This is a genomic window from Janthinobacterium sp. PC23-8, from assembly GCF_002250505.1.
Lineage (GTDB): Bacteria > Pseudomonadota > Gammaproteobacteria > Burkholderiales > Burkholderiaceae_D > Janthinobacterium.
Window position 1 is genome coordinate 598,101 of the sequence record NZ_NJGY01000003.1, and the last position, 25,206, is coordinate 623,306.

Genomic DNA, 25,206 nt, shown 5'->3' on the forward strand with positions numbered 1-25,206 from the left:
GCCACGCACTTGCGACCAGCCGCGATTTTTGCGGCATCAACGGCAAAAAAAGCACGCTGAAATGCGCTTCGGGGGCGCTGCCGGCGGCACGGCGCGAATTGAGGGGGAAACAGGCCTGTATCCTGCCTTATGAATTTAATTGCTATATGGCATCATTTACAACTGCACAGTAGTATGCGTGGTTGGCGCGCGGGCGTATTCGAGCGCCGCTGCTGCTAGAATCGACGTCGCAGCTTGCGCGGATCACCTATCATCAGGAGTCACACATGTTCCAATTGTTTGGTTTTGGCGGCGCCCGGTGTCCCCGTTGCGAGCACAAGAATGCCGCAGCGGCCGGGTATTGCGCGCAATGCGGCCTGGCGCTCGGTACACCCGGCAACGACACCGTGCTGCATGCCAACGAGTGGCGCCTCGCCGACGATCAGCTGGCCTTGTTCTTTGGCGTGCGCGAGCTGTCGTCGCTGTTTGGCGCCGCCGCCAGGCGCTTGCAGGTGCCGCAGCAGGCGCGCGCCTGGATCGTGCAGTCGGACGCTTTCACTTCGGTACCCTTTGGTGACTATGACAGCGCCACTTTCTTTGCGCGCCTGCCGCAGCTGCTGCCGGCGCGTCCGGCCGAAGTGCTGATCGCCCGCGCCGCGCCGCTAAGCCTCACGTTCGACCTGCCGGCGCTGGCCAGCACCGAGCAGTTGCAGATCGCCGCCACCTTCCAGGTCGATATTTCGCTGGGCCAGCCCGATGCGTTTGCACGCCAGTTCATGCGTGCGCCGGGCGCCGTTACCCTGGCCCATCTGCATGCCTTGCTGCTGCCCTCGGTACGCCAGATCGCGCTGGAATTTACCGGCAGCCGCGCGCTGCGCGAGATGGACGCCAACGCCGACCTGCGGCCGCAGTTCAACGAGCGCCTGCAGTCGTCGCTGACGCAGCGCCTGGCGCCATCAGGCCTGAGCGTTCCGCGCGTGGAGACGCTGGCGCTGCGCCACGACAAGCTGGCCGGGGATGACAGCTGCATCGGCACCTTGTGGCTGGGCGCCCCGCAGACACCCGGCGGTGCCGATGCGCTGGAACGCGGCAAGCAGCTCGACCAGCTCTACGATGAAGAAGAGCTGCAGCGCATCGCGCGCGAAGCATTGACACTGCGCCATGCGCAGCGCCGGATGGAACTGCAGCAGGACGCAAAAGTGGGGCAGGCCGAACTGGCGCACCAGGAAGCGGAGCGCCTGCAAGCGCTGCGCGGGCGCCAGATCGACCTGTACGGCCGCATCCTGGAAGCAAAGTCGCAGCGCCAGGCGCTCGACCATGGCGCCGCCGTGGTGCTGGAAGAACTCAAGCAGGAACTGGCCAAGAAGGGGGCCACACACGCCGATGAGGCGGCCCAATGGCAGCATCTGCGCGCGCTGGCGGCCATCAAGATGCGCAGCGAGCTGGAACTGTCGCAGCTGGACGGGCGCGAACAGCTGCAGCTGGCGCAGCAGCGCTTCACGCACCAGGTGCATCTGCAAGCGATTGCGCAGCAGGTGGAAAGCGCGCTGCTGATCGATGACGAGGCGGGCCGCCGCGCCCAGCTGGCGCGCCTGCACAAGACCGAGCAGGATGCGGCCCAGCGCGAGGCGCAGCTGGAAGCGGAGCAGCACAAGGCCGCCTGGCAGGGCGCCGTGCTGGCCACCGCCGCGCGCAAGCGCGAAGCGGAGCGGGTGCAGGAATGGGAAGACCAGATGCAGCTGGCGCGCCAGCGCGAACTGCTGCGCGCCGAAGCGCACAAGGACGAAGCGGCGCAGGTGCAGGCGGCCGAGATCGCCGAAAAAGTCGCCGTGCTGCGCCGTGGCGGCGCGCGTGACGACGCGATCGCCCAGCAGGAAAAACTGCTGCGCACCATCGAGGCTGACGGGGTCCATGCGCGCCAGTTGCAGCAGCAGGCGCACCAGGCGCAGCTCGACGCCCTGGCCGTCGAAGAACAGCGCCAGCAGCTGCGCCAGCTGGAGCAGGAAGCGCAATGGCAGCGCGACTTGCTGGCCATGTCGCAGCAGCGCGAACACGATTACGCGCGCTGGAAGAGCGACTACGAAGCGCTGGTGGCGCAGCAGGCGCATGCGGCCGAACTGGCGCGCATCGATATCGACCGCATCGACAAAATCGGCACCCTGAGCGATACGGGCAAGGTGGCGATGGCGGCCGCGCCGAATGCCAGCGTGCTGGCGCAGGTGCTGAAAACCCAGCTGCAGGCCGGCATGAGCGCCGAGCAGATCCACGCGCTGGCGGCACTGGCGGCGGCCGAAAACAGCATCGCGCCGCTGGACGCCATGCGCATGGCGCAGGAGGGCGTGGCGCAGGAACGCGGCTACCTGGAAGCGCAGGCCGAACGCGAACGGCGCCAGCAGCTCGATCTGATCGCCCTGCAGAACGCGGCGCACAGCCATGGCCTGAACGCGCAGGCGCAGTTGGGCGTGGCGGTGGCGCAGGCCGTTGCCGGCAGCACGCCGGCGCGCTGCTGCAGCAATGGCCATGCGTTGCGCTCCGGTCATCCGGAAGACAAATTCTGCGCCGCCTGTGGCGTGGCGCTGCAGCCTTGATCGATAGCCAGTACCCCAGATGATGCAAAAAGCACGAGACAAACTGCGAGAGTTGCGCGCCCTGCACGACGACGGCCTGCTCAGCGAGCAGGAATTCGAACGCCGCAAGAACGCCATCCTCGACGCCGAATACGCGCCGCCCGGCGCCGCGCCGGCGCCAGTCACGCTGCCGGTGCGCCAGGGCACGGAGCTGGGCTTCATGACGGGCCAGGAGATCGGCCCGCAGAACCGCCGCTACCGCCTGGAACGCCTGATCGGCACGGGCGGCATGGGGCAGGTGTGGCAGGCCACCGACCTGGCCACGCACGCCGAGTTGGGCAGCAGCGAAATGGTCGCGCTCAAAATATTGCCGCCACAGCTGACGCAAAGCGCCACCCATGCCCGGCTCCTGATCGAGGAAGCGACGCAGGCGCGCAAGCTGGCCCATGAAAACATCGTGCGCGTCTACGAGTGGGCGCAGGACCCGGCCACCTCGAGCTACTTCATCATCATGGAATGCCTCGATGGCGAGGACCTGGAACACTACCTGGGCCGCCAGGGCCCGTTGCCGCTGGCGGCCGTGCAGGCATTGCTGCGGCCGGTGGCCGACGCGCTGGCGTATGCCTGGGAAAAGCACAAGCTGGTGCACCGCGACATCAAGCCGGGCAACGTTTTTTTGACCAGCAAGGGCGACGTCAAGCTGCTCGACTATGGCATTGCCTCGCGCGTGCGCAATGCCGGCAGCAGCCTGGGGCTGGAAACGCCGAACGCCGGCACGGAAGGCTATCGCGCACCCGAGGCTGGCGCCCACCAGCGCCAGCCCAGCCCGCGCCTGGACGTGTATGCGGTGGCGGTGATGATCTACCAGATGCTCGAAGGGCGCATGCCATTCGACGGCGTGCGCACGGCCGGGCAATTGCCATCGAAGCCGCAGGCGCTGAAGGCGGCGCAGTGGCAGCAGCTGCAGAACGGTTTTTCAATGACGGCCGAATTGCGTCCGCAATCGGTGCTGGCGCTGCTGGAAATGCTCGAGCGCGCCGCCGGGCCGTCGCCCGAGGAACTGGCCGAACAGGCGCGCCAGGAACGCGCGCGCGCGGCCGAGCAGCAAAAGCAGGCGGCGCTGGCGGCCGAACAGGCCAGGGAAGAGGCGCGCCGGCGCGAAGAGGAACTGGAGCAGCGAAGAAAGGCCGAAGCGCAGGCGGCGGCGCTGGAAAAGCAGCGTCTGGACAAGCTGCGCCGCGAGCAGGAAGTGCAGCGCCAGTTCGAAGCGGAAGAGGCGCGCAAGCTGCGCAAGGAAGCGCTGCGCGGCCAGCTGCGCGCACGGCGCGAAGCCGACGCCGCCACCGCCTTGCAGGAACACTTGCAGCTGCAGCGCAAGGCGATCCAGGCAAAAGCCGAAGCGGCCTACCGCGCCGAGCAGGAAAGGGCGCGCAAGGCGCAAGCGAGCCGCGCCGCCGTGGCGGCTGCGCCTGCCGCAGTTGTAGCCGAAGCACCGGCGGCGGAGCCGCTCGCGCCAGTGGCCGCGCCGACCGGCCTGCTGCGCGACGATTTTCTCGACGGTTCCGGCCAGGGGCCGGAACTGGTGTGCCTGCCCAGCGGCCGCTTCCAGATGGGCGCGCATGAGGAAGAGCACAAGGCGGCGCTGAAGGCCGGCTCGCAGCAGGGCTGGCTGGAGCGCGAAAAGCCGCAGCACTGGGTCGGCATCGAGCGCGGTTTTGCGCTGGCGCTGCACCCGGTCAGCGTGGGCGAGTGGCGCGCCTTCGTCAAGGCCACCGGCTGGGAACGGGGCCTTTCGGAAACCGACTGGGACAATCCCGGCTTCGTGCAGAACGACCAGCATCCGGTGGTCGGCGTGAGCTGGAATGACGCCCAGCGCTATCTGTCCTGGCTGGGCGAAAAGACCGGCCAGGTGTATCGCCTGCCGAGCGAAGCGGAATGGGAATACGCCTGCCGCGCCGGCACCCGCAGCGCCTTCAATGTCGGCGACACCATCAGCACCGAGCAGGCCAATTTCGATGGCCTGTATGTGTATGACGGCGGTGCGCGCGGCCAGTATCGTGGCGGCACCAGCGCGCGCGGCACTTTCCAGCCCAATGCCTGGGGCCTGTACGACATGCATGGCAATGTGTGGGAATGGGTGCAGGACATCGTGCACGACAACTATGACGGCGCGCCGGTCGACGGCAGCGCCTGGGAGGACGGCGGCGACACCAGCCGGCGCATCCTGCGCGGCGGCTCCTGGCTGTACCATCCGCGCTATCTGCGTTCGGCCATCCGCAACGGCTTTTCCATCGTGCTGTCGAACGATATCGTCGGCTTCCGGGTGGCGCGCCAGCTCGCGTGACAGCTTGGCACCCTGCCATTGGGCAAGCTGCGCTGGCGCCGTAAACGGTGTAAATTGTGGTTTTCCCAAAAGCCGCAAGGAACGCCATGACCATCAAAGCCATCCGTGACCAGTCGCAACCCATGCGCCATATCGTGCACGTGCGCGACCATATCCTTTCCGCCGACGCCTCGGTGGCCGAAGGTGGCGGCGACTCGGGCCCGTCGCCGCACGACCTGTACGACGCCGCGCTGTCGGCCTGCAAGGCGCTGACGGTGCTCTGGTACGCCAAACACAAGGGCATCGCGCTTGACAACGTGGAAGTGTCGACCGAGCGCGACGCCAGCGAAGAACGCAAGGGCGTGTACCGCTTGGCCGTCAGCCTGCACCTGAGCGGTGACTTGAGCGACGCGCAGCGCGAGGAGCTGCTGGAGGTTGCCGCCAAGTGTCCGGTCCACAAGCTGATGACGGCCGTCACCACTGACATCACGACGGTGCTGGCATGAGCGCGGCCATCCTGAAAAGCCACGAAAAAGACCTGGGCGGCGGCTTCGTGGTGCGCCGTTTGCTGCCCTCAAGCGTCAAGCAGAGCGTCGGCCCCTTTATCTTTTTCGACCATTTCGGCCCGATCGACGTGGCGCCCGACGCCAACCACGACGTGCGCCCGCATCCGCATATTGGCCTGGCTACCGTTACCTATCTGTTCGAAGGCGCGATGGACCACCGCGACAGCATCGGCTCGTACCAGCGCATCGAGCCGGGTGCCATCAACTGGATGACGGCCGGGCGCGGCATCGTCCATTCCGAGCGCACGCCGCCGGACCTGGCTGGCCGGCCGCACCGTACGCACGGCCTGCAATTGTGGGCCGCGCTGCCCAAGGCGAACGAGGAAGACGAACCGAGTTTCACGCATACGCCGCAGGCCGATATCCCGGTGGTAAAGCTCGACGGCGCGCTGGTGAAAGTGTTGATCGGCACGGCCTTTGGCCAGACGTCGCCGGTGCGCACCTATATGCAAACCGTGTATCTCGACGTGGCGCTGCAGGCAGGCCAGGAACTGCGGCTTGAGGGCTTGCCGGCCGAGGCGGCCATCTATCCGATCAGTGGCGCGCTGCTGGTCGATGGCGTGGCGCTGGCGCCGCACACCATGGCGCTGCTCGGCTCTGGCGCCGCGCCGCTGGTAGCGGCGGGCGAGGGCGGCCCGGCGCAGTTTGTGGTGATCGGTGGCGAGCCGCTCGACGGTCCGCGGTTCATTTTCTGGAACTTCGTTTCGTCGAGCAAGGAGCGGCTGGCGCAGGCCGGCGAAGACTGGAGCGCCCAGCGCATGGGGCAGGTGCCGGGCGAGACGGAATTCATTGCGCTGCCCAAGCCACCGGCCAGGCCAGTGCCGCAGTTCCTGTAAGCGCCTGCTCAGGGACCGTCGCGCCAGTGCCTGAACCAGCTTGCCAGGCCATCCCGGGCGGCGAACATCCAGTCGGTCGACCACAGCGGCCAGCGCTGCACGAAGGCGGTGGCGCGCTGCAAATGGATGCCATCGAAAAACACATGGTCGGCCACGATGGTGGCGGCCAGCCAGGCAGCGCCGATCACGATCAGGTCGTGGCGGCCGCTCTTCCACCAGCGCAGCGAGTGGCGGCGGATAATCCACGGCACGCCCAGCGGATTGGGCCAGTCGGCCAGCAGATGCATGATGCCGCCGGCGGCAAAGCCGAACAGCGGCGGCGCCCACAGATGATGGGGCAGTTGCAGATAGGTGTAGACCAGCAGGGCAATCCAGGCCAGGCCCCAGTGGGTCCAGGTGCGGTGCGTGATCCACAGCCGGCGCGTGGGCGCCCACCATGCCACTTCCAGCCAGTCGGGCGCGGTGCCGCCCAGCGCGCCCATCGCGAACGCCAACATGCTCAGCAGTTGATAGGGACCGCCGGCGTCCGCGTGCGCGACCAGCGCTGCGGCGATCACGCCGGCAGCCCAACCAGTCGCATGATGCGCTTTATTTGAAGCCATAGGAAATGTAAAACACGCTGCGCGCGCTGTGTAAAACGTCGGGGATATTTGCTGGATGAATATACAGTATGCAAGGGCGTAGTGCGAGGCAATTTGCACAATAAGGGTGAATTATTTGTTAAATCAAGGATTCTTCAGCTGGTTTTAAGACGCTGGCATGAGCGTGCTGGACAAGAAACAGTGTTATGCGGCTGATAATGCATTTCGCGGTGCACGCGCTATCATGAAATCCTGGGTGCATATCGGGAGGCGAGACCATGAACATTCCGCGCGAAATACAGATTCCCGCCGTCGTGCTGACTCTGGAGGCGATCTTCCTGGTCGGCTTGTCGCTGATCTTTTTTGTGCTGGCGCCGAGCTAGGTTGCCGGGCAGGTGGCTGCTCAGGCGGTGAGCGCCGCGCTGTCGCACAGGCTGGCGCCTTCGGTGCGGATGATCCAGCATTCGGGATACGGTTCGCTGGCGAAGCGGTTGTGGCGGGCGAAGCTGGCGAGCTTGTCGAGCGCGGTGGCTGGCGAGAGCGCGGTTTCCTTGCCGCTGGCGCAATCGAGATGCCAGAAGCCGCCGTTGCGGTGAAACAGCATCGGCAGCGCCGCCGCCTGTGGCGCCAGGGTGTGCGGCGCCGGCACCACGACCGGGCGCGCTTCGGGCAGCAGCAGGTAAAAGCATTCCGCCTGGGCGCCCTGGTCGAGGCGGTGCAGGATCACGCCGTGCTGCAAGATGGCCGATACGCCCAGCACCACGATGCCCTTGATACTGGCCGTCAGTTCGATGCGCATGCCCTGGCGCAGCGCCACGGGCTTGTGTTTGCCTGGCCATACGCCGTCGAGCAGCACGCCATAGCGCGACACGTCTTCGATATCGAAACCTTGCGCGCTGCGGCGGATGACCGCATGGCGGCCGGACAGGCGGCGCGTCAGGCCGTTGTTGTCCTGGCCGTCGATGCTGAAATGGCTGAGCAGCACATCGGCTTCCGGATCGACCAGCTCGAAGCGGCCCAGCATGCATTCTTCCAGTGCGAACAGGCGGATCTGGCGCTGTTCGCCCGCTTCCGGCGCCGCGTTGACGATGCAGGCCGCCACGCTGGGGTGCGGATGGCACTCGCTGGCGGCGGGCAGATCGACTTCGATCAGTTCCTCGTCCCAGGCGATGGTGGTAAAACCCATGTCGATCTTGCCTTGCGGCGCGGACAGGTCGACGTGGGCGATGCCGGCATTGCGCGCCGTGACGTCGAGATTGCAGCCGTCGCCGCCGGTCACGCGCGCAATCGATGCGTCGTCGGCCATCACGCGCACGTTTTTATGGGTGCTGAGGAAAATCTGGTGGATTTCGGTCAGGGTGGCGTCGCGGCGCGGCACCAGGATGACAAAGGTACACACCCATTTGCGCGCCGCCGCGCCGTCCAGGTGGCTCAGTACGTCCACCTCGATCTGGTATTGCCCGTGTTCCTTGTTGCGCGATGAAAACTCGACAAACACGGGTCGCCAGTCGCCGCGCGTGGTGCGCACCACCTCGTGCCGGATCTGGCCGCGCGGGATCAGGTCCGAACGCAGGCGCAAGGTCAATTGCGGCGCACAGTGGGCGTCCAGGCCGCGCAGTTCCATTTTCAGGGTTTGCCGCCCGCCAGCGGCGCGTGGATCGAAGCCGCTGATATGCAGATGGGTAGCGACCGGCGTGCCGGCGGCCTGGGCTGGCGTAACTGGAGCGACGGCGGGGCGCATGCGCGGCATGCTGACCGAATTGACCGGGCGTGATACGGCCAGCGGCAGCGAAACCACGGACGCAGGCACTCCCGCCGTTGCCGATTGCTCGGAACGGGCGCTGCGCAAGGCGCTCAGCAGGTCAAAGCTGGTGGGCGCGAGGACTGGCTGCGGGTGATTGCCCGCGCAGACCTGCTCACCAGGCAAGACCCAGAACGTACAATGCGGGTGCTCCGGATTGCTGCATTTTTTCATGTAGTGAAAACTCGAACCGAGTGGGGAGCGTGGCGCTCCTCTGTTATACGTGAGAGCTTACGCCCTTTTGACCTTGCTTGGCAACAAGCATGACTGCACCGCTGCCTGTTTTTCCGGCAGATGTGCAGTCTGGCCAACGGCCTCGCCCGTATCGCCGAAAACCATTGCCTAAAATTATATTTTATGGATTTTAAGATATATTTAGCTGGCAATCATGTCGTTTCTTTCACGCCTCCGTTGCGGCGCTTGCCGAGCATCACGTCCAGGTATTCGGCCGGCACCACCAGCGCATTGGGTCCGGCCGTGCGGCCAGATCCTGCTCCAGCGCGTGCACGCCATCGGCCGGCAAGGCTGCAAACGCCTTGACATCAGCAAGCGTGCAGGGTTCGCGACCTGAGTGCCGGCATGCACAGACGCGGCCAGCCGGGCTGGCGTATGCTGGAGACACTTTGACCACCGTTGAGAGCCACCGATGCCCGTCCTTCGCCTGCCGCAGTTCGCCCTTGCCTATATGACCACCCTGGCCGCCTTTCTGGTCATCGACGCCATGTGGCTGGGCGTGGTGATGAAACAACGCTATGCCGCCTGGCTGGGGCCGTTGATGCTGGAGCAGCCCAAGCTGTTGGCGGCCGGCCTGTTCTACCTGCTGTACGTGGCGGGCTTGCTGGTGTTTGCGGTGCTGCCGGCGCTGCGCGAGCGCAACTGGCGCGCCGCCGCCTGGCGTGCTGCCTTGCTGGGACTGGTGTCCTACGGCACCTACGACCTGACCAATCACGCCACGCTGAAAGGCTGGCCGCTGGCGCTGACCCTGACCGACCTGGCCTGGGGCGCCGTGCTGTCTTGCCTGGCGGCCGTGGCAGGCTATGCGGCGGCCAGCCGGCTCAAGGCTTGACGCGCAGCGCCAGCAGGGTCAGGTTATCGCTGTGCAAGCCTTCGGGAGGGTGCGACAGGAAGTCGTCGAACAAGGCCGTTGTCGCCTGCGCCGCCGTACGCCCCGCGCACAGGGCGGGCCAGCGGGCCAGCGTGCTGGCAGGATCGGGGCAGGACCAGAAGCCGTCGCTGGCCAGCAAGTAGAGCGCATCGCGGCGCAGGCGCAGCGCACGGCGGTCGCCCAGATGGGCCAGGAAGGGCGGCAGGTTACCCTCGTCCAACGCATGCAGGGCGGTGCCCAGCACCTGCGGATCGACGATGACATTGCCCAATATAAAAGCTTGCGCAATTTGCGGTTGGTGTTCGCCGTAGACCCGCCTGCGCCATTGCGGTTCGTCGATCACGCCATGCATGGCGTACACGGTGGCCGGCACATGGTCGACCGTCAATGCTGTGACGGCGCCATCGGCCACTTCATACAGGCGCGAATCGCCCACGTGGTAGAGCAGCGGCGCTTGCTGCGGCGCCATTTCCAGCAAGGTCAGGGTGGTGCCGGGTGGGCGGGCCTGCGGGTCGCCCGTGTCGAAGGCGGCTTGCAGGCGTGCATGCAACTGGTCCAGCTCGCGCGCCAGTGTGTCAGGGTCGACACAGGCCGGTATCGCCAGCAATCCCTGCACGGTGGCTTCGGCCGCCTCGCGGCCATGGCCGTGGCCGCCCATGCCATCGAGCACGGCCAGGCGCACGTGGCCCTCTGGCCAGCCGGCGACCTGGCCGCGCCACGGCGTTTGCCCGACCAGGCAGGCGGCGTGGCCTTTGCTGTCGATCAGCAGGAAATTGTCCTGGTTTTCGCGCCGCGCCATGGGGCCCGCGCCCACGCTGCTGCCGGCGGCGGCGTCCAGTGCTGGTCCGAAGTCGAGTTCGTCGTTGATAAAGTGCATCGGTGATGGCGGTCCTGGCCGGTGTCAATGTTGAGTCTGAATGTTGATGATTAGTACAGCTTAGCCGATCTTGCTGGCAGACGATACCTTGCGCCCATATAAAAAACCTGCGGCAGCAAAACTGGCGCAGGTTTCGTTCGCAAGTTGCGATGCTTAATGCTTAGCGGCGGTGTCCCCAGCCACGGTCGTCGCGGTAGCCGCGGCGGTCATCCCAGCGATCATGGTCGCGGTAGTAGCCACGGCCCGGTTGCACATACACCACCGGCGGCGGGCCGTAGTAACGTGGCGGCGGCGCGTAGTACACGGGGCGCGGCGCAGGCTGATAGTACACAGGACGCGGCGCAGGTTGGTAATACACGGGCGGCGGGCTCTGGTAATACGTGCCGCGGTAGCCGCGGTCGTAACCACGATCATAGCCTCGGTCGCCCGTGCGCAGGCTGTTGCCGACGGCGGCGCCGATCACGCCGCCCACGATCGCGCCGTTGGTGCCGCCAGTGTTGTTGCCGATCGCCGCTCCGACGGCGGCGCCGGCAACGGTATTGAAGTCGCGGTCACCGGCGGCCGAGGCTGCCGATGAGACAGCGACCGCCGCTACCAATACCGCACTCAGGAGTTTCTTGTTCAACATGGCATTTCCTTCCAATCCGGCGAGATCACAATGATCCGCATGAAATGAACTATAGCGGCCGCACAAAACTTGATCCATGTCTAATACAACTTATTACAATCCGTCCATGTCGGTAACAAGTCAATCCGGCCGGTGCGGCGTGGCCCGCCGCGCCTGCCATTCGGGCCGCAGCAGGCTGTAGATCTTGGCGTCGCGCATCACGCCCTGGATAAAGAATGCCTGGCGCAGCAGGCCTTCCTGGGTAAAGCCGCATTTTTGCGCAATGCGCTCGGACGCGATATTGAGCGGATCCATCAGCAATTCCAGCCGGTGGTAGGGGTAGGCCTGGAACAGGTAATCGACCAGCAGCCGCGTCGCCTCGCTGGTATAGCCGCGCCCGTTGCGTTGCGGGTCGAACAGGCGGTAGCCGATTTCGCGGCTGGCTGCGGTGCGGCTCTTGAAATGGGTGATGCTGCCGATCATGGCCTGGTGCTCGTCTTCAATGATGAACAGTTCGCTGTCTTCGGTGACAAAACCCGTTTGCATGAAGTCGCGCCGCAGCGCCTCGGGCGACTTGAGCTGTGGCGAAAAAAACGCCCCGCGCGAAGGCAGGTCGTTGACCAGCGCGATATACGTGGCCAGGTCGGCCGCCTGCAGGTGGCGCAAGCTGCACAGTGTTCCTTTGATCATGATCTTTCCCTTGGGTAGGCAGGCCCCATGGTAAGCGATGGCGGCTGCGCCAGGCAATTGCCAGTTGGCAAAGTTGCTGCAAACACAGATCAAATACGCTATCGTGCCGGGCTGCGCCCCGGGTTTTTCCTGCCTGGCGCACCGGCCCCATTTACTTTCACAGGACTCGCATGCCTTCCGTCATCCTTCGCCGTTCCCTTGTTTTCATGCTGCTGGGCAGCGTCTTCAGCGCCGGCGCCCTGGCCGCCGCACCGGGCAATGACCCGGCCGCGCTGGCGCAAGTGCGCGACACCGCGCTGCAAAGCGACTGGGCTTATGCGCGCCTGGCCGACATGACCGACCTGATCGGCCCGCGCCTGTCCGGCTCGGCCGGCGCCGCCGCCGCCGTCGACCAGGTGGCCACCGCCATGCGCGCCCTGGGCGCCAGGGTCACCCTGCAAGCCGTCAAAGTGCCGCACTGGGTGCGTGGTGTGGAAACGGCGCAAATCGTCGACTATGCAGGCCGCCCGCAAGGCGTATCGCAGCGCGTGGTGCTCACTGCCTTGGGCGGCTCGGGCGCGACACCGGCCGCCGGCCTGACGGCGCCCCTCATCATCGTCAAAAGCTTCGAGGAACTGACGGTGCGCGCCGCCGAAGTGAAGGGCGCCATCGTGCTGATCGACACGCCGTTCGACCAGGAAATGGCAGAGCGCGGCCTGGCCGGCGCCACCTACGGCCAGGGCTCGCGCTTCCGTTACAACGGCCCGAAAGCGGCGGCCGAACTGGGCGCCGCCGCCGCGCTGGTGCGCTCGATCGGCGGCGCCGATTTCCGCATCCCGCACGCCGGCGCCACCGGCCTGGACGACGGCAAGCGCATCCCGGCCGCCGCCGTCACGGTCGAAGACGCGCTGCTGATTGGCCGCCTGGCCGCGCGCGGGCCGCTGAAAATGCATTTGACGCTGACGCCGCAAAACCTGCCAGATGCCGACAGCTACAACGTGATCGCCGACTGGCCGGGCACCGACAAGGCCGATGAAGTGGTGATCGTATCCGGCCATTTGGACTCCTGGGATCTGGCCACCGGCGCGCAGGACGACGGCGCCGGCGTGGTGGCGGCCATGGGCGTGATCGAGACCCTGAAAAAACTCGACTACCGTGCGCGCCGCACCATCCGCGTGATCGCCTGGATGAACGAGGAAAATGGCGGGCGCGGCGGCCAGGCTTATTTTGAGGCGAACCAGCGGGCATTGGATAAACAGTATGCCGCCATTGAAATGGACATGGGCGCCGGCCGCCCCTTCGGCATCCTGGCCAGCGTGGGAGCGAAATCGGAAAAACTGTTCACTCCCTTGCGCGCCGCCCTGCAAGCAATCGGCGCACATGCCTTTACCCGCCGCGACGTGCTGGGCTCGGGCGACCTGCATCGCCTGGAAAAAGGCGGCGTGCCCAGCTTCGAGCCGCTGGTCGACAGCCACAATTATTTTCACTATCACCATACGCCGGCCGATACGCTCGACAAGGTCGACCCGGCCAACCTGAAGCGCAATGTGGCGCTGATGTCGTCGCTGGCCTGGTACCTGGCCAATCTCGATGGCGAGATCGGCAGGGCGCCCGAGCAGGAGTAAGCGACTACTGCGACCAGCCCTGGAAATTGTCGGGGTGGTCGTGGCGGATACCCCACCAGGGCAAGTAGGCGTGGTGCTCGCCGCGCGCGCGAAACCAGGGTTTGCCGTGATCGATGGGGCGCACCCTGGCCGGCGGCGACACCAGCACGCCGGTCAGGCTGCCACTGTCGCTGGTGCCGGCCACCAGCACCGGCTTGCCCAGGTGATTGGCGTATCCGATCGCCAGCGCCACATTGGTCAGCGCCGTGCCGGCGCCCATTTCGCCCAGCAGGGCAGGCGTGTTGAAGGTTTGCGGCAGGAAATCAAAGCCGGGCACTTCCAGGGTCAGCGCATGCGCCAGTTGGCCGATCCGGTCCGATGATGAGGGCAGGGTATGGTTGGCGTCGTGGATCACATAGCCGATCTCCTCTTCCGTCTTGCCGCCATTGCGCGCCGCCTGCGCAAAGGCCGACTGCCAGGCCTGCACCGCGCGCGGCGGCAGCTCCTTGGTCAGGGCAAAGTCGGCGGCGTTTTTGGTGGCCGGATAGCCGACCCAGGCCAGCGCCGCGCGCTCGGTCTGGTAGTGTGGGCCGGCCAGCACCAGCAGCACCAGGTTTTCGTTGATTTGCGCAGGTTTCGGGCGGCTCGGCGCATCCCAGTTCATTACCCAGACGGTTTCGTTCGGATTGGCTTCCAGATAGGCGAGCGCAGCTGTCAGCGAAGTAAAGCCGGCGTTGTTGCCGCCCATGGTGATGCGCACATCGGGCGCGGTGGCGCGGGACCAGACAGTGGGGAACGCTGGATTGCCGATGTCGAAATTACTGATAATTTCGTCCCGTACAGTGTGATGGACTTCGGTTGGATCGAATTTGCCTTCTGGCAGGGCATATTCCACGCGTATACCGGCCAACTCGCGCCAGGTCTGCTTTTTATGGCGTGGGTAGACATGATAAAAATAGCTGGGACTGGAGAAATAGATATCATGGAAATTGGTCATCAATTCTTCCAAATATTTTTGGTGATAGCCTTTGAATGTTTCCGTGCCCCATAGATCATGGGCAATCGGTGCAACCGCTTGCAAAGTACTGAATCCTTTGGGGTCTGTCCTGACCATATCGTCGTTTTTATTGGGGCTGGCCAAACCCAAGGTCCACAACAATTGCCATTCGGTAGAATAGTCGCGCCGCTGCAAGGGATTGAGCCACTGCAGGCCGACGACCTGCGCCTGAAATGGTGGCTTTGGTGTTGCCGCTTCTGCCGATGCTATTGCAGGCTGAACTGGCTTTTCGGTGGTGGTACAGGCTGACAATAAAAAGAAAAGCGCCAGGCCAGCGAGGATGGGGATGGCAATAAAGCGTTTCATGATTTCTCCATTTGACGAGATACCGGAATCACCTTCTCTGCCTTGCCATGACAGCCACAGCGCGGCGGCGACCAGCAGGGCAACCATCAAACATAACAAAAAACGCTTGCCAGGGGAGCTGTTCAAGTCAGGCATCATCTGTCCCCAGAGCCGATATGCCAGTCGGAGCTGGACTTATAACAACGTTCTGGCGCTCATCAACTATCTTTGCAGGTTTCCTGGCAAGACTGTCTTTGGCATTTGCCCATTCGAACACCGATACATCTTTGAACTTTCCTTTGTTGAAATACTCAAAAAATTCTTTGTTATTGTCAGCAGCGCTCAAACCTTTTAATAATGTCCAATCCGCCGCCACCCTCAGTGTGCGAAGCTCCTCCTGCCTGATCGTGCATACCCCCACCGCCACGTCGTAGGCCAGCGCTTTTTCCGCATGCTCGGGATTGGTCATGATGGTCGAGTGATCGGTGGCGTGGGTGTCGATATTGGCCACCAGGTAGTTGCGGATTTCCCTGGTGCGCCAGGACTGGAACGCGCTGGACGCCTCCTCAGGATTGTCCACCCCCGTGACGGCGGGGTCGCCTTTTTTCACCAGGCTGTCGCGCCGGGCTTGCATGCGCAACATGCCGTTCTGTTCGTAGCGCAATGCCGCTTCGGTTTCCGCGTCGCCCTTGCCCAGCGGGCGATGCGATGCATACGCATCGTTGGCTTCGGCAGAGCGCTCCTTGTGCAGGGAGTCGGACGGTGCGTCGCGCTCCTCGTCAAACTGCTCGCTGACAGCGTCAAAACGTTTTGCCCGGGGGCGGAAGGTGGTGGGCAGCCCGGGCGCCTTCAGCGGCAGCAGCCAGGGATGGGGCGGCAGGGCGTTGATGCGCGTGCGTGCCGCTTTGGACAGCACGATCATCACCGGTGCGAACAAAAAGGTCAGTATCTTGCGGCCGATGCCCTGGCTGGCGCGCAAGCCTTTTTCGATCGAGTATTCGGCGACCAGCGAGCGCGGGTGCCAGAAATCGAGGCTGTCCGGCGTCAAGGGCTGGCCGTCGCGCTGCCAGATATCGTAGTCTTCTTCGTTTTCCTGCCCCACCGGATGGTTCTGCGCGAAGACGCGCTGGGTGAAGACGCCTTCGCCGCCGGTATCGGCGATCTCGCGGGCCGACATGCCGCGCCAGCCGATGCCCTGGACGGGCGTGGCGGAAATCACCTGGTCGTGCGGATTACAGTACAAGGTGACGCGGCCACAGGTGGAGCCGTTCAGGCCGTAGGCCGCCCGATCAAGCGCCGCTTCATAACCATCCTCGGACCTGGATTTCTTGTTGGCCGTGTATTTGTCGACCAGCGCGGCATCCTGTTGCAGGGCCTGGCGCGTGCGCAGGATGTCGAAAAATGCTTTCAAGGTCCTGGTGCGCGCCTCGTACTTCTGCCGGCCCGTGTTGCCGTGCTCATCCTTCAAATGGCCGCTGACCCAGTTCTCCGTAAAATTCTTGTCCAGCAGGCTGTACGGCGGATTGCACAGCACATAGCTGTCGGCCACGGCGTCGGCACCCAGCGTCTCGCCAAGGAAGGCGGCGGCCATCGCCACCATATTGCCCTGGCTGTGGCAGACGATGGTGACGGGTACGTCCTTCTGGCAGTCGCGTATCGAGCGCACCAGCCGCGCCAGGCGCCAGGCGGCAAACACGAAGTACGGCCGTGGCGGGCAGGCGTAGACTTGCCGGTCATCGGTGGGATTCATGTGCTGGATATGCATCCACAAGAACAGCTGTTCCGACAGTCCCTGGTTCCACAAGTCGGGCAGGGCGCTGCAGCCATTGGCAAACGGGCCGCCGCCCCAGTAATTCTTTTCGTTCAGGTAGATGCCTTCGCCGAATTCCTGCAACTCTGCACTGCTGGCTTTATAACCCCAGCGGAAACGGATCACGGGCGAATTGGCGTCATCTGTCTGCAGGAAGGTGCTGGCGCTGCGCCTGGGATTGAGAAAGCCGTCGTCGCTCAATTCGCGCTCGTAGCGCGCAGGCTTCATTTGCCCGCCGGCGGGGCCGGGGATGGCCAGGTCTTCGTTGCGGCGTTTCAGGCGCTGGTTCAAGCCTTCGCACAAACCCGCTTCTGCCGCTTCATACCATTCGCCATCGGAGTTGACGCCGTGCACGAAGATGATTATGCCGGGCCGTTGCAGGCGCTGGACGATCCTGAGATCGCCGTGGCTGAACAAGGCATGACCGTCGGCTTCACCGAGCAGTATGCAATCGGCGTCAAGCTTGAACTCATTCCACATGCGGGCGCTCCGTCAAGTCATGAACGAATCGGGAAGTTGCCCCAAGGTAATCCCGGGCAATCTGCACTTTAAGTCGATAGCCGGGAGCAGCAATTGTGGAGGATCAAGGAAGGAACGTTACAGCGCGTCGAGTGGTATCTTCAGATAACGCACGCCGTTCTCTTCCGGCTCGGGCAGCTTGCCCGCATTGATATTGACTTGAATCGCCGGCAATATCAATGTCGGCATCTCCAGGGTGGCGTCGCGGCCCGTGCGCAGGGCCACGAATTGTTCTTCCGTGACGCCGTCGCGCAGATGGATATTGCAGGCGCGCTGTTCGGCCACCGTGGTTTCCCAGCGCGCGGCGCGGCCGGCCGGCGGGTAATCGTGGCACATGAACAGCCGCGTCGCCGGCGGCAGCGACAGCAGGCGCTGGACGGAGCGGTAGAGCAGGGTGGCCGAGCCGCCGGGAAAGTCGCAGCGGGCCGAACCGACGTCGGGCATGAACAGGGTGTCGCCCACAAACACGGCGTCGCCGATCTGGTAGGCCAGGTCGGCCGGCGTGTGTCCCGGCACATGCAGGGCGCGCACTTCCAGCGCGCCGATATGAAACACCTGGTCGGGCGCGAACAGCTGGTCGAATTGCGAGCCGTCGTTTGTTGCGCCCTCCAGATGATAGATGTTGGCAAACGCCCGCTGCACCGCCTGGATCGCCGCGCCGATCGCCACATTGCCGCCCAGTTGCCGCTGCAGATACGGGGCGGCCGACAGGTGGTCGGCGTGGGCATGGGTTTCCAGCAGCCAGCGGCACTGCAAGCCGTGCTCGCGCACAAAGGCGACCACCTTGTCGGCCGAGGTGGTGGCTGTGCGGCCCCCCTTCGGATCGTAGTCGAGCACGGAGTCGATGATGGCGCAGGCGCCGCCTTCGCCCTCGTACACGACATAGGTGACGGTGGCGGTGGCGGGATCGAAAAAAGCGTGTATGTGGGGCGTCATCATGGAAGCAAAAGGGCGGGCAGGGATGCCTATTATATCGCTGTGATCGTTTGAAAAATATCTTCAATCACCTCTTGATATGTAAAAAACGCATATCGGCGAGGGTGCGCCGCCGCAGTGTGTGCGCCGCTGCCCGGGCTTCGTGCTAATCTGCTTGCCACAAGGAGGAAGTCCATGAACGATACCACTGCACGTAGCGAACAATACCGCGGTTTCACGATCTCCGTGACGCCACAGAAGGACCATGACGATCTGTGGGATTTTACTTACCACCTGCAGCGCGACGCCGGCGCAGGGGGCGAGGCAAAAGATATCGAACGCAGCCGCACCCTGGGCGGCTATTCCACGCCCGAGACCGCCTGTGTGGCCGGCCTGGAAGTGGCCAGGACCGAAGTGGACAATCTGCTGCGTCCCTGAGCCCAGGCTTGATCCACCGTAAATCGTTTGCCGTGGTTGCGCGTCGCCGCTGAAACTGATCGCGGCGTACGGCGCTTCATGCTACGATTTCCTTTATTGCGCAAGGAGGCACACCATGAACAGCAGTTCCAAGATCCACTATAAAGGCTGGGAAATCGTTCCCCTGGCCGTGCCGACCAGCGATGGCAAATGGTCGGCCAGTTGTGATATCGAACGCGCCACGGTCGAAGGCCTGGAAGTGTTCGAAGGCTCGACCATGCAATTTGTGCGCGACGACGAAGATGGCGCGATTGCCGCCGCCTGCGAAGAAGCCGTGCGCCAGATCGACAATATCATCGCCAACCCGCTGGTGCGCCTCGCCTGAGGCCAGCCACGCATCGCTTTGCCGTGCAGCTGGCGCCCGCCAGCTGCTGTTTTCATTGCTTCACTTGCGCTCAATGGTGTTTCATCGGTGTTTCAATGGCGTTTCAAAATATGTTTCAATATGAAACGTTGAGACAAAAATGAAACGTTTTGATGCGCAGCTGTGACATGCGCTGGTCCATTTTCTGCACCGCCATCCCACCCGCAAGCGGCCGCCATAGCGTCGTTTCACCTCTGATACAGACCGTTTGAGCCGCTAGCACAGCTGCCTGAGAGCTGCCTGGCACGGCATTTGCACTACTCCTGTGCATAGCAGCTCCATGAAACATTCGAAACCATAAGGTGAACACATGAGTCTTTATTCCGCAGGTGCCGCGTTCCGCAAGGCCGTCCAGGACGAATCTCCGTTGCAAGTGGTCGGTGCCATCAATGCCAACCACGCCTTGCTGGCCAAGCGCGCCGGTTTCAGGGCCATCTACTTGTCCGGTGGCGGCGTGGCGGCCGGCTCGCTGGGCCTGCCTGACCTCGGCATCTCCAACCTTGACGACGTGCTGACCGATATCCGCCGCATCACCGACGTGTGCGATTTGCCGTTGCTGGTCGACGCCGACACCGGCTTCGGCTCGTCCGCCTTCAACGTGGCGCGCACGGTGAAAGCGATGATCAAGGCCGGCGCCGCCGCCCTGCATATCGAAGACCAGGTGGGCGCCAAGCGCTGCGGTCATCGTCCGGGCAAGGAAATCGTCAGCAAGGAAGAAATGGTCGACCGCATCAAGGCAGCCGTCGATGCGCGCACCGACCCGGACTTCGTCATCATGGCGCGCACCGATGCGCTGGCCGTCGATGGCCTGGACGCCGCGCTGGAGCGCGCCGTGGCCTGCGTCGAAGCGGGCGCCGACATGATCTTCCCGGAAGCGATCACCGACCTGGCGATGTACACCACGTTCGCCAACGCCGTCAAGGTTCCCGTGCTGGCCAATATCACGGAATTTGGCGCGACGCCCCTGTTCACCGTGGACGAGCTGCGCGGCGCCGAGGTGGGCCTGGTGCTGTACCCGCTGTCCGCTTTCCGCGCCATGAACAAGGCGGCCGAAAACGTCTATACGGCGCTGCGCCGCGATGGCACGCAGCAAAATGTGCTCGATACCATGCAGACGCGCATGGAGCTGTATGAATCGATCAATTATCACGACTTCGAACAAAAACTCGACGCACTGTTTGCCGCGCAAAAAAAATAATCAACACTGGAGAACACCATGACCGCACCACAAGCCGCCACTTTCAAGCCTAAAAAATCCGTCGCCCTGTCCGGCGTTACCGCCGGCAATACCGCCCTGTGCTCGGTCGGCAAGACCGGCAACGACCTGCATTACCGCGGCTACGATATCCTGGACGTGGCCGACAGCTGCGAATTCGAGGAAATTGCCTATCTGCTGGTGCACGGCAAGCTGCCGAACACGGGCGAGCTGAAAGGCTACAAGGACAAGCTCAAGTCCCTGCGCGGCCTGCCGGCCAGCGTGAAAGCGGCGCTGGAAGCGTTGCCGGCCGGCGCCCATCCGATGGATGTGATGCGCACCGGCGTGTCGGTGCTGGGCTGCACCCTGCCTGAAAAGGACGACCACAATGTGCCGGGCGCGCGCGATATCGCCGACCGCCTGATGGCGTCGTTCGGCTCGATGCTGCTGTACTGGTACCATTACAGCCATAATGGCAAGCGCATCGAGGTCGAAACGGACGACGACTCGATCGGCGGCCACTTCCTGCATCTGCTGCACGGTAAAAAGCCGTCGGCGTCGTGGGAAAAAGCCATGCACACGTCCCTGATTTTGTACGCCGAGCACGAATTCAATGCCTCGACCTTTACCAGCCGCGTGATCGCAGGCACGGGGTCGGACATCCACTCGGCCATTACCGGCGCCATCGGCGCGCTGCGCGGCCCGAAACACGGCGGCGCCAATGAAGTGGCGCTCGATACGCAGAAACGTTACGACAGTGCCGACGAAGCGGAAGCGGACATCCGCGAGCGCGTCGCCAACAAGGAGGTGGTGATCGGTTTCGGCCACCCTGTCTACACGATTGCCGACCCGCGCAACAAGGTCATCAAGGAAGTGGCGCGCACCCTGTCGGTGGAGGCGGGCTCGACCAAGATGTTCGATATCGCCGAGCGCCTGGAATCGGTGATGTGGGAAATCAAGGCCATGTTCCCGAACCTGGACTGGTTCTCGGCGGTCTCATACCACATGATGGGCGTGCCGACGGCGATGTTTACGCCGCTGTTCGTCATCTCGCGCACATCGGGCTGGGCCGCCCACATCATCGAACAGCGTATCGACAACAAGATCATCCGCCCCAGCGCCAACTACGTGGGCCCGGAAGACCTGCAGTTCGTGCCGATCAACGAGCGCAAATAATGAGCGCAGTCATGAATACCTCCATGAATACACTGCACCGCAAACCCTTGCCGGGTACCGCGCTGGACTACTTCGATACGCGCGCCGCCGTCGAGGCGATCGCGCCGGGCGCCTACGCCGGCCTGCCCTACACCTCGCGCGTGCTGGCCGAAAACCTGGTGCGCCGCTGCGACCCTGACACCCTGGACGCCTCGCTGCGCCAGTTCATCGAACGCCGCCGCGACCTCGACTTTCCGTGGTTTCCGGCGCGCGTGGTCTGCCACGACATCCTGGGCCAGACGGCCCTGGTCGACCTGGCCGGCCTGCGCGACGCCATCGCGGCCCAGGGCGGCGATCCGGCCCTGGTCAACCCCGTCGTGCCGACCCAGCTGGTGGTCGACCATTCGCTGGCCGTCGAATGCGGCGGTTTCGATCCCGACGCCTTTGCCAAGAACCGCGCCATCGAAGACCGCCGCAACGAAGACCGTTTCGACTTCATCAACTGGACCAAAAAGGCCTTCAAGAACGTCGACGTGATCCCGCCCGGCAACGGCATCTTGCACCAGATTAATCTTGAGCGCATGTCGCCCGTGATCCAGGTGCACGATGGCGTGGCCTATCCGGACACCCTGGTCGGCACCGATTCGCATACGCCCATGGTCGACGCGCTCGGCGTGATCGCCATCGGCGTCGGCGGCCTGGAAGCGGAAAGCGTGATGCTGGGCCGCGCTTCGTGGATGCGCCTGCCCGACATTATCGGCGTCAGGCTGACCGGCAAACCGCAGAGCGGCATCACTGCCACCGACACCGTGCTGGCGCTGACCGAATTTTTGCGCAAGCAGAAGGTCGTCTCGTCGTATCTGGAATTCTACGGCGAGGGCGCCTCGCACCTGACCCTGGGCGACCGTGCGACGATTTCGAACATGGCGCCCGAATTTGGCGCCACCGCTGCCATGTTCTATATCGACGAACAGACCATCAAATACCTGAAACTGACGGGCCGCGAAGACGTGCAGGTGGCGCTGGTCGAAACCTATGCCAAGGAAACCGGCCTGTGGGCCGACAGCCTGGTTGACGCCAGATACGAGCGTGAATTGACGTTCGACCTGTCGTCGGTGGTGCGCAATATCGCCGGGCCATCGAACCCGCACAACCGCGTGCCAACGTCCGAACTGGCCGCGCGCGGCATCTCGGGCGTGGTGGAAAACGAGCCCGGCAAGATGCCGGACGGCGCCGTGATCATCGCGGCCATCACCAGCTGCACCAACACCAACAACCCGCGCAACATGATCGCCGCCGGCCTGATCGCCCGCAACGCCAATCGCCTGGGTTTGCTGCGCAAGCCGTGGGTCAAGTCTTCGCTGGCGCCGGGCTCGAAAACGGTGGAGCTGTACCTGCAGGAAGCCGGGCTGATGGACGAACTCGAACAGCTGGGCTTTGGCGTGGTGGCCTTTGCCTGCACCTCCTGCAACGGCATGTCGGGCGCGCTCGACCCGGTGATCCAGGACGAAGTGGTGGCGCGCGACCTGTACGCCACTGCGGTGTTGTCGGGCAACCGCAATTTCGACGGCCGCATCCACCCGTACGCGAAACAGGCTTTCCTGGCCTCGCCGCCGCTGGTGGTGGCTTATGCGATTGCCGGCACCATCCGCTTCGATATCGAAAAGGACGTGCTGGGCCATGGCCCCGACGGCCAGCCGATTTTGTTGAAAGATATCTGGCCTGCGGACGAGGAGATCGACGCGATTGTCGCCGCCAGCGTCAAGCCCGAGCAGTTCCGAAAAGTCTATATCCCGATGTTTGCCAGGCAGGCCGATGATGGCATCAAGGTCAGCCCGCTGTACGACTGGCGCCCACAAACGACGTATATCCGCCGGCCGCCCTACTGGGAAGGCGCGCTGGCCGGCGCGCGCCCGCTGAAAGGCATGCGTCCGCTGGCCGTGTTGGGCGACAATATCACCACCGACCACCTGTCGCCGTCGAACGCCATCATGCCCGACAGCGCGGCCGGCGAATACCTGGCGAAAATGGGCCTGCCCGAGGAAGACTTCAACTCCTACGCCACCCACCGGGGCGACCACCTGACGGCGCAGCGCGCCACCTTTGCCAATCCGACCCTGAAAAACGAGATGGTGATCGAGGACGGCAAAGTGAAAGCCGGTTCGCTCACGCGCATCGAGCCGGACGGCACGATTTCGCGCATGTGGGAAGCGATCGAGATTTATATGGAGCGCAAGCAGCCATTGATCATTATCGCCGGCGCCGACTATGGCCAGGGTTCTTCGCGCGACTGGGCCGCCAAGGGCGTGCGCCTGGCCGGCGTGGAGGCCATCGTTGCCGAAGGTTTCGAGCGCATCCACCGCACCAACCTGGTCGGCATGGGCGTGCTGCCGCTGGAGTTCCTGAGCGGCGTCACGCGCAAGACCCTGGGGTTGGACGGCAGCGAAACCTATGACGTGGTGGGCGAGCGCACGCCGCGCTCGATACTGACCTTGCTGATCCACCGCGCCAATGGCGACAGCGAGGAAGTGCCCGTGACCTGCCGCCTCGATACGGCCGAAGAGGTGTCGATCTATGAGGCAGGGGGCGTCTTGCAGCGCTTTGCCCAGGATTTCCTTGAGTCGTCGAAAGCCGCCTGATAACAATGTACCGGATGACGCGCGGCGAGGCCGCGCTGATCCGGCCTACCGGACCTGCCATGACCCATCTACCCCAACTTAAAATCCCCGCCACCTATATGCGCGGCGGCACCAGCAAAGGCGTGTTTTTCCGCCTGCAGGACTTGCCAGCGGCCGCCCAGGTCGCTGGCCCGGTGCGCGACGCCTTGCTGCTGCGCGTGATCGGCAGCCCCGACCCGTATGGCAAGCAGATCGACGGCATGGGCGGCGCCACCTCGAGCACCAGCAAGACGGTGATCCTGTCGAAAAGCGCGCGGCCCCACCACGATGTCGACTATCTGTTCGGCCAGGTCGCCATCGACAAGCCGGTTGTCGACTGGAGCGGCAATTGCGGCAATCTGTCGGCGGCCGTCGGCGCGTTCGCCATCAGCAATGGCCTGGTCGACTCTGCCCGCATCCCGCAAGACGGCGTGGCCGTCGTGCGCGTGTGGCAGGCCAATATCGGCAAGACCATTATCGCCCACGTGCCGGTGACGGCCGGCCAGGTGCAGGAAACGGGCGACTTCGAACTCGATGGCGTGACTTTTCCGGCGGCCGAAGTGAAGCTCGAGTTTCTCGATCCGGCGGCGGAAGAAGAGGGCGGCGCTGGCGCCATGTTCCCCACTGGCAACCTGGTCGATGAGCTCGACGTGCCCGGCATCGGCGTCTTGAGAGCGACCATGATCAACGCCGGCATTCCGACCATTTTTGTCGACGCCGACGCCATCGGTTATACGGGCACCGAGCTGCAGGACGCGATCAATGGCGATGCGCTTGCACTGGCCCGCTTTGAAACCATCCGCGCCCATGGCGCCCTGCGCATGGGCTTGATCGCCCACCTGGATGAAGCGGCCAAGCGCCAGCATACGCCGAAGGTGGCGTTTGTCGCCAGACCGGCCAGCTATGTGTCGTCGAGCGGCAAGCAAGTTAATGCTGAAGATATCGACCTGCTGGTGCGCGCCCTGTCGATGGGCAAGCTGCATCACGCCATGATGGGCACCGCGGCGGTAGCCATCGGCACGGCGGCGGCGATACCCGGCACCCTGGTCAACCTGGCGGCCGGCGGCGGCGAGAAAACCAGCGTGCGCTTCGGCCACCCGTCCGGCACCCTGATGGTGGGTGCCGAGGCGGCGCAAGTGAACGGCGACTGGAGCGTGACCAAGGCCATCATGAGCCGCAGCGCGCGCGTGCTGATGGAAGGGTTTGTGCGCGTGCCAGGGTGACGAGGCCAGGCGGATGAAAGGCGGATAGCCGGCA

The 25,206-nt window shown here is 64.1% G+C and carries 20 protein-coding genes; 12 read left to right on the plus strand and 8 right to left on the minus strand.

The window, feature by feature from the left end:
• Window positions 1-266 precede the first annotated feature (266 nt).
• The 4 genes from CD932_RS22245 (at window position 267) to CD932_RS22260 (ending at window position 6,271) form a co-directional block, all read left to right on the plus strand.
• Window positions 267-2,567: a hypothetical protein gene (locus CD932_RS22245; RefSeq protein WP_094444949.1), complete on the plus strand. Its 2,301-nt coding sequence runs from the start codon at window positions 267-269 to the stop codon at window positions 2,565-2,567.
• A 19-nt stretch (window positions 2,568-2,586) separates the two neighbouring features.
• Window positions 2,587-4,890 (plus strand): SUMF1/EgtB/PvdO family nonheme iron enzyme, encoded by a 2,304-nt coding sequence (locus CD932_RS22250; RefSeq protein WP_094444950.1) that lies wholly within the window; start codon window positions 2,587-2,589, stop codon window positions 4,888-4,890.
• 86 nt (window positions 4,891-4,976) lie between these two features.
• On the plus strand, window positions 4,977-5,375 hold the full coding sequence (locus CD932_RS22255; RefSeq protein WP_094444951.1) for an OsmC family protein: 399 nt from the start codon (window positions 4,977-4,979) through the stop codon (window positions 5,373-5,375).
• Complete coding sequence (locus CD932_RS22260; protein ID WP_094444952.1) at window positions 5,372-6,271, plus strand: pirin family protein; 900 nt, start codon at window positions 5,372-5,374, stop codon at window positions 6,269-6,271. The genes CD932_RS22255 and CD932_RS22260 overlap by 4 nt, the downstream gene beginning before the upstream one ends.
• Window positions 6,272-6,279: 8 nt before the next feature.
• On the opposite strand, the gene CD932_RS22265 is transcribed toward CD932_RS22260, so the two are convergent.
• A complete protein-coding gene (locus CD932_RS22265; protein WP_094444953.1) occupies window positions 6,280-6,873 on the minus strand; it encodes a metal-dependent hydrolase in 594 nt (197 codons plus the stop codon).
• Window positions 6,874-7,255: 382 nt separating this feature from the next.
• Entirely contained in the window at window positions 7,256-8,827 is a 1,572-nt protein-coding gene (locus tag CD932_RS22270) for an FHA domain-containing protein (protein ID WP_254926716.1), read from the minus strand.
• 472 nt (window positions 8,828-9,299) lie between these two features.
• On the opposite strand from CD932_RS22270, the gene CD932_RS22275 reads away from it, so the two are divergent.
• Window positions 9,300-9,719 carry a DUF2177 family protein gene (locus CD932_RS22275; RefSeq protein WP_094444954.1) on the plus strand — a complete coding sequence of 140 codons (420 nt, stop codon included), beginning with the start codon at window positions 9,300-9,302 and terminating at the stop codon, window positions 9,717-9,719.
• Here CD932_RS22275 and CD932_RS22280 read toward each other — a convergent pair.
• From CD932_RS22280 to CD932_RS22290, 3 genes are all read right to left on the minus strand, one after another.
• On the minus strand, window positions 9,709-10,635 hold the full coding sequence (locus CD932_RS22280; RefSeq protein WP_094444955.1) for a PP2C family serine/threonine-protein phosphatase: 927 nt from the start codon (window positions 10,633-10,635) through the stop codon (window positions 9,709-9,711). The genes CD932_RS22275 and CD932_RS22280 overlap by 11 nt on opposite strands.
• Window positions 10,636-10,795: 160 nt before the next feature.
• Window positions 10,796-11,263, minus strand: a complete 468-nt coding sequence (locus CD932_RS22285; RefSeq protein ID WP_094444956.1) for a glycine zipper 2TM domain-containing protein — start codon at window positions 11,261-11,263, stop codon at window positions 10,796-10,798.
• Between the two features lie 120 nt (window positions 11,264-11,383).
• Complete coding sequence (locus CD932_RS22290) at window positions 11,384-11,932, minus strand: GNAT family N-acetyltransferase (protein ID WP_094445331.1); 549 nt, start codon at window positions 11,930-11,932, stop codon at window positions 11,384-11,386.
• A 170-nt stretch (window positions 11,933-12,102) separates the two neighbouring features.
• Between CD932_RS22290 and CD932_RS22295 the strand changes: the two genes are divergently transcribed.
• A complete protein-coding gene (locus CD932_RS22295; RefSeq protein ID WP_094444957.1) occupies window positions 12,103-13,536 on the plus strand; it encodes a M20/M25/M40 family metallo-hydrolase in 1,434 nt (477 codons plus the stop codon).
• A gap of 4 nt (window positions 13,537-13,540) precedes the next feature.
• Here CD932_RS22295 and CD932_RS22300 read toward each other — a convergent pair whose 3' ends face one another.
• The 3 genes from CD932_RS22300 to CD932_RS22310 all read right to left on the minus strand — a co-directional run bounded on the left by CD932_RS22300 (window position 13,541) and on the right by CD932_RS22310 (window position 18,122).
• Window positions 13,541-14,512: a hypothetical protein gene (locus CD932_RS22300; RefSeq protein WP_369679848.1), complete on the minus strand. Its 972-nt coding sequence runs from the start codon at window positions 14,510-14,512 to the stop codon at window positions 13,541-13,543.
• Between the two features lie 493 nt (window positions 14,513-15,005).
• Window positions 15,006-17,147, minus strand: coding sequence for a DUF3274 domain-containing protein (locus CD932_RS22305; protein WP_094444958.1), 2,142 nt, complete (start codon window positions 17,145-17,147; stop codon window positions 15,006-15,008).
• 117 nt (window positions 17,148-17,264) lie between these two features.
• Entirely contained in the window at window positions 17,265-18,122 is an 858-nt protein-coding gene (locus tag CD932_RS22310; RefSeq protein WP_094445333.1) for an MBL fold metallo-hydrolase, read from the minus strand.
• Window positions 18,123-18,296: 174 nt separating this feature from the next.
• Between CD932_RS22310 and CD932_RS22315 the strand changes: the two genes are divergently transcribed.
• The 6 genes from CD932_RS22315 to prpF all read left to right on the plus strand — a co-directional run bounded on the left by CD932_RS22315 (window position 18,297) and on the right by prpF (window position 25,172).
• Window positions 18,297-18,539: a hypothetical protein gene (locus CD932_RS22315; RefSeq protein WP_094444959.1), complete on the plus strand. Its 243-nt coding sequence runs from the start codon at window positions 18,297-18,299 to the stop codon at window positions 18,537-18,539.
• A gap of 115 nt (window positions 18,540-18,654) precedes the next feature.
• A complete protein-coding gene (locus CD932_RS22320) occupies window positions 18,655-18,903 on the plus strand; it encodes a hypothetical protein (RefSeq protein ID WP_094444960.1) in 249 nt (82 codons plus the stop codon).
• 349 nt (window positions 18,904-19,252) lie between these two features.
• Window positions 19,253-20,140: a methylisocitrate lyase gene (gene prpB, locus CD932_RS22325; protein ID WP_094444961.1), complete on the plus strand. Its 888-nt coding sequence runs from the start codon at window positions 19,253-19,255 to the stop codon at window positions 20,138-20,140.
• Window positions 20,141-20,158: 18 nt separating this feature from the next.
• On the plus strand, window positions 20,159-21,313 hold the full coding sequence (gene prpC / locus CD932_RS22330) for a 2-methylcitrate synthase (RefSeq protein ID WP_094444962.1): 1,155 nt from the start codon (window positions 20,159-20,161) through the stop codon (window positions 21,311-21,313).
• Between the two features lie 23 nt (window positions 21,314-21,336).
• Window positions 21,337-23,931 (plus strand): Fe/S-dependent 2-methylisocitrate dehydratase AcnD, encoded by a 2,595-nt coding sequence (gene acnD, locus CD932_RS22335; RefSeq protein WP_094445334.1) that lies wholly within the window; start codon window positions 21,337-21,339, stop codon window positions 23,929-23,931.
• Window positions 23,932-23,990: 59 nt separating this feature from the next.
• On the plus strand, window positions 23,991-25,172 hold the full coding sequence (gene prpF / locus CD932_RS22340) for a 2-methylaconitate cis-trans isomerase PrpF (RefSeq protein ID WP_094445335.1): 1,182 nt from the start codon (window positions 23,991-23,993) through the stop codon (window positions 25,170-25,172).
• Window positions 25,173-25,206: the final 34 nt, after the last annotated feature.